Source organism: Blastococcus sp. SYSU D00813 (assembly GCF_054050735.1).
This window is the reverse complement of record NZ_JBJGZX010000073.1, coordinates 1-4,442: the sequence shown is the minus strand read 5'-3', so window position 1 is coordinate 4,442 and position 4,442 is coordinate 1. Positions and strand designations below refer to the sequence as shown.

Below are 4,442 nucleotides of genomic sequence, written 5' to 3'. Positions count from 1 at the left end.
GCGGCCCGCCCCCCGCGGGCCCGCGGCGCGGGCCCGCCGTTGGTCGTGCTGCGGGTGTTCAGCCTCCCGCTCAGCCCACGTAGTTCACGTGCACGTGGTCGAAGTGGTTGGCGGTCACGCCACCGCGGTCCTCCATCGCCCGCCATGCGCCGGCGGGCGAGGTGATGATCCGCTGCTCCCAGATCACGTACTCCACGCCCAGCTCGTCCCAGTGCGCGAGGTGGTACTGGGCGATCGCGTCGCCGAGGGCGGCGTCGCTCATGACCATGTAGTCGACGGCCAGGCCGGACGGGTGGCCGTGCGGGTCGACCGCGCTGGCGCGGGTGCCGCCGAGCGTGATGGCCGCGGCGCCCGGGACGTCGGACACGACCGCGTTCGCGGCCGCCTGGGCCTGCGGCCGGATGGCGCCGGCGCTGTTGCTGATCCGCGCCACCGCCTCGACGGCCGCGGCGACCGGCGTGGGCGCCGCGGCCGGGGCCGGAGCGGCAGCCGGAGCCGGGGCCGGAGCGGGAGCGGGGGTCGGCTCGGGAGCGGGGGCCGGAGCCGGCTCCGGGGCAGGCGCGGGTTCGGGAGCAGGCGCCGGGGCAGGCGCGCTGTCGGCGGCCGGGTCGGGCGTGGCCTCCGCGGCGGGCTCGTCCAGCGGGACCGAGTCGCCTGCGACGCCGGTGGGCCCGGGGGCCGCCGCGACGGTGCCGGTCACGGCGAGGACCTGGCCGGGGAAGATCAGGTCCGGGTCGACGCCGATGACCCCGACGTTGCGGTGGTACAGCTCGCGCCACGGCTGGTCGAAGTCGGCGGCGATCCGCGCGACGGTGTCGCCGCGGACGACCGTGTAGGTGCCGTTCGCGGCCGCGTGCCGGCCGTAGGTCTCGGTGGTGTCCTCGTAGGTCTGGGGGGCCGAGGACGCCGTGCCGGTGGACTCGGGGGCCGGCTGCACGTGGGCGTCGTCGGTGCCCGACCAGTCGGGGGTGGCGGGGGAGGCCTGCGCCGTCGCCGGGGAGCCGAAGACGCCGAGCCCGACGACGGTGGCGCCGGCGGCGAGGGGAGCGCGGGAGAGGGCCTTCTTGGTGCGGAGGTAGCGGGGAGCGCGGTGCTTGGACACGGTGGTGTGAGTTCTCCGATCACCGCCGGTGAGGTGAGCTGTCGGGTTCGGGCGATCGGTGCCCGGCCGCTGTGCGGCTTCACCCCGAGGCGCGGATGCGCCGTGGAGACCTGGGTCCCCCACCCCTGCCCTGCGAGGGAGTGGATGACGACCGGTGGGCAGGGTTGGGCGGACCGGTCGCCGCGTTCCTGTGTGCGGAACGCTGCCAAGACGCTACGTACCGTCATGGCAGTTGTCGTCGTGACGCAGCTCACGTCCTGCGTCCGTACTGCTCGCACCGGCGTGTCGGACCGTCGTGATGAACCCCACCCGACCGGTTCGGGCGGTTTACCGACCGGATCGGTCGGTCCGATCTACCGTGGGGACGTGGCACGACCGTTCCGGCAGCAGGTGGACGAGGGCATCCTCGACCGCGCCGCGGGGCTGTTCGCCCGCAGGGGCTTCGCGAAGACGTCGGTGCAGGACGTCGCCGTCGCCGTCGGCCTGTCCAAGGCCGGCCTGCTGCACCACTACCCCAGCAAGGACGCCCTGTACGAGGCCGTGCTGGCGCACGCCGAGGGGATGGGGCGGCGGGTCGCGGGTGCGGTGGCGGAGCTCCCGCCAGGCCCCGAGCGCGACCTGCGGGCCCTCGAGATCCTCGTGGACGTCGCCCTGGCCCACCCGGGCATGGTCGCGCTGCTGCTCGCCCCCGCCACCGACCCCGGTCCCCGGCTCGAGGAGCCGGCGGCGAACACGCAGGTGTTGCGTGCCTTCGGCGTCGACCAGGAGACGGCGGAGCCCGAGCGGCTCGTCCGCGTGGTCGGCGCCCTGGCCGCGCTCGCCGTCCTCACCCTCGCCGCGCACGCCGAGGGCACGACCACCGAGTGGCGGCGGCACATCGTCGCCACCTGCTCCGACGCGCTCGGCCACCGCCGTCCCGGCGCCCTCCCTCCCGATGCCCACCAGGTGGAGGCCTGATCCCGCATGGCTGTCCTGTTGTCCCGACTCGGGGCCTTCTCGCACCGGCACCGGTTGCCGGTCGTGCTCGTCTGGCTGGTGGTCCTCGTGGGCGGGGGCGTCGGCGCCGTCACCCTCTCCGGGGAGACCGCCAGCAGCTTCTCCATCCCCGGCCAGGAGTCGACCACCGCGCTCGACCGGATCGCGGAGGAGTTCCCCGACGACTCCACCGGCGGCGCCACCGCCCGGGTCGTCTTCGCCTCACCCGACGGCGGGGTCCTCGACCCGGCCGCGGTGCAGGCCGTGGTCGCCGAGCTGGGTCAGCTGCCCGGCGTCACCGGGGCCAGCAACCCGTTCGACCCGGCCGACCCGGGGGTGAACTCCGCGCAGCCGACGATCGCCTACAGCACCGTCGCCTACGAGGCCCAGCCCGGCGAGGTGACCCCCGAGCAGCAGGACGCGCTGCTGGCCGCGGTCGAGGACGCCGGCAGCGGCACCCTGACCGTCGAGGTCGGCGGCGAGGCGGTGCAGGCACCGCCGCACGTCGGCGGTCCCGCCGAGGTCGTCGGCGTCGTCGTCGCCCTGGTCGTCCTGGCCGTCACGTTCGGCTCGCTGCTCGTGGCGGGGATGAACCTGCTCACCGCGGTGGTCGGCGTCGGCATCGGCGTCGTGGGCATCACCATCGCCACCGGCTTCGTCGAGCTCTCCTCGACCACGCCGATCCTCGCCGCGATGCTCGGCCTGGCCGTCGGCATCGACTACGCGCTGTTCATCATCACGCGGTACCGGCAGGAGCTGCGCCGCGGCGCGGACGTGCCCACCGCCGTCGCGACCGCGGTCGGCACCGCCGGCTCCGCCGTGGTGACCGCCGGCCTGACCGTCGTGATCGCGCTGGCCGGCCTGGCCGTCGTGGGCATCCCGTTCCTCACCCAGATGGGCATCGCCGCGGCGCTGACCATCGTCGTCGCCGTCCTGGTCGCCCTGACGCTGGTCCCGGCGGTGCTCGGCTTCCTCGGCCTGCGCGCCCTGCCGCGCCGGCAGCGCGCCACCGCCGGCACGGCGCAGCCCGGGCAGCCGGCCGGCCGGTCGGGTGTGCTGGCCCGCTGGGTCGCGACGGTGACCCGCCGCCGCGTCGTCGCGCTGGTGGCGACCGTGCTGGCGCTGGGCGCCATCGCGATCCCGTTCGCCTCGATGCAGACCACGCTGGTGCAGGACCCGCCGGAGGGCACCACCGCGGCACGGGCCCAGGAGCTGCTCGCGGAGGGCTTCGGGGCCGGCTTCAACGGCCCGCTCGTCGTCCTCTTCGAGGGCGACGGCGCCGCGGCGGCACGTGACGGGGCGCTGGAGACGGTCGCCGCGACCGACGACGTCGCCCGCGCGGTGCCCGGCCAGGCGACGCCCGACGGCACCGCCGCGACGCTCAACGTCATCCCCGGGTCCGGCCCGTCCGACCCGGCCACCGAGCAGCTGGTCGCCGACCTGCGCGCCGAGCTCGGCGACCTGGACGGCGTCGAGGTCTCGGTGACCGGCCAGACCGCGGTCAGCGTGGACGTGGCGCAGGCCCTGGACGAGGCCCTGCCCGTCTACCTGGTGCTGGTCGTGGGCCTGGCGCTGGTGCTGCTCGTGCTGGTCTTCCGGTCGGTGCTCGTGCCCGTGGTCGGCGTGCTCGGCTTCCTGCTCACCGTCGGCGCCTCGTTGGGCGCCACCGTGGCGGTGTTCCAGTGGGGGTGGCTGGCCGACCTGGTCAACCTGGACGACACCGGCCCGCTGATCAGCCTCGCCCCGATCCTGGTCATCGGGATCCTCTTCGGCCTGGCGATGGACTACCAGATCTTCCTGGTGTCGCGGATGCACGAGGCGCACAGCCACGGCGCGGACCCGCTGTCGGCGGTCCGCACCGGCTTCCGGCAGGCCGCGCCGGTCGTCGTCGCCGCCGCGCTGATCATGTTCTCGGTGTTCGCCGGCTTCGTGCCGGCGGGCGAGCCGACGATCAAGATGATCGCGTTCGCCCTGGCCATGGGCATCCTCTTCGACGCCTTCGTCGTCCGGATGGTGCTCGTGCCGGCCGCACTGGCCCTGCTCGGGGACCGCGCCTGGTGGCTGCCGCGCTGGCTGGGCTGGCTGCCGCACCTCGACGTCGAGGGCGCCGCCCTGGAGCGGCGCGTCGATGCCGAGCGCGAGCCGGTCGGCGCCGGAGCGCGCTGACCGGCGGACGGCCCGGACGACGAACGGCCCGCCACCCCACGTAGGGGTGGCGGGCCGTCCGCCTGACGGAGAGGCCGTCAGCGGCGGGTGACCTGCCCGGTGCTCCGGTTCTGCACGAGGGTGCCACCCTCGAAGCGCTGGGTGATCTCGGTCGGGGAGACGACCGGGTCGCCGGTCGGGTAGCCCAGCGGGCCGCGCT

Annotated in this window: 3 protein-coding genes and 1 riboswitch; of the genes, 2 read left to right on the top strand and 1 reads right to left on the bottom strand. The window is 75.4% G+C overall.

Annotated elements, in window-relative coordinates; all coding sequences use genetic code 11:
* Positions 1-70 precede the first annotated feature (70 nt).
* Positions 71-1,102, bottom strand: a complete 1,032-nt coding sequence (locus tag ACI8AX_RS23565) for a LysM peptidoglycan-binding domain-containing protein (RefSeq protein WP_456552305.1) — start codon at positions 1,100-1,102, stop codon at positions 71-73.
* 8 nt (positions 1,103-1,110) lie between these two features.
* A riboswitch (cyclic di-AMP (ydaO/yuaA leader) is annotated at positions 1,111-1,255 on the bottom strand.
* A gap of 213 nt (positions 1,256-1,468) precedes the next feature.
* Here ACI8AX_RS23565 and ACI8AX_RS23560 point away from each other — a divergent pair.
* Both ACI8AX_RS23560 and ACI8AX_RS23555 read left to right on the top strand, forming a co-directional pair.
* Positions 1,469-2,059 carry a TetR/AcrR family transcriptional regulator gene (locus ACI8AX_RS23560; RefSeq protein WP_456552304.1) on the top strand — a complete coding sequence of 197 codons (591 nt, stop codon included), beginning with the start codon at positions 1,469-1,471 and terminating at the stop codon, positions 2,057-2,059.
* Positions 2,060-2,065: 6 nt separating this feature from the next.
* A complete protein-coding gene (locus tag ACI8AX_RS23555; RefSeq protein WP_456552303.1) occupies positions 2,066-4,243 on the top strand; it encodes an MMPL family transporter in 2,178 nt (725 codons plus the stop codon).
* Positions 4,244-4,442 lie beyond the last annotated feature (199 nt).

Excerpts from the sequence above, each read along its gene's own strand:
- ACI8AX_RS23555 (WP_456552303.1), top strand. The coding sequence starts at position 2,066 with ATGGCTGTCCTGTTGTCCCGACTCGGGGCCTTCTCGCACCGGCACCGG.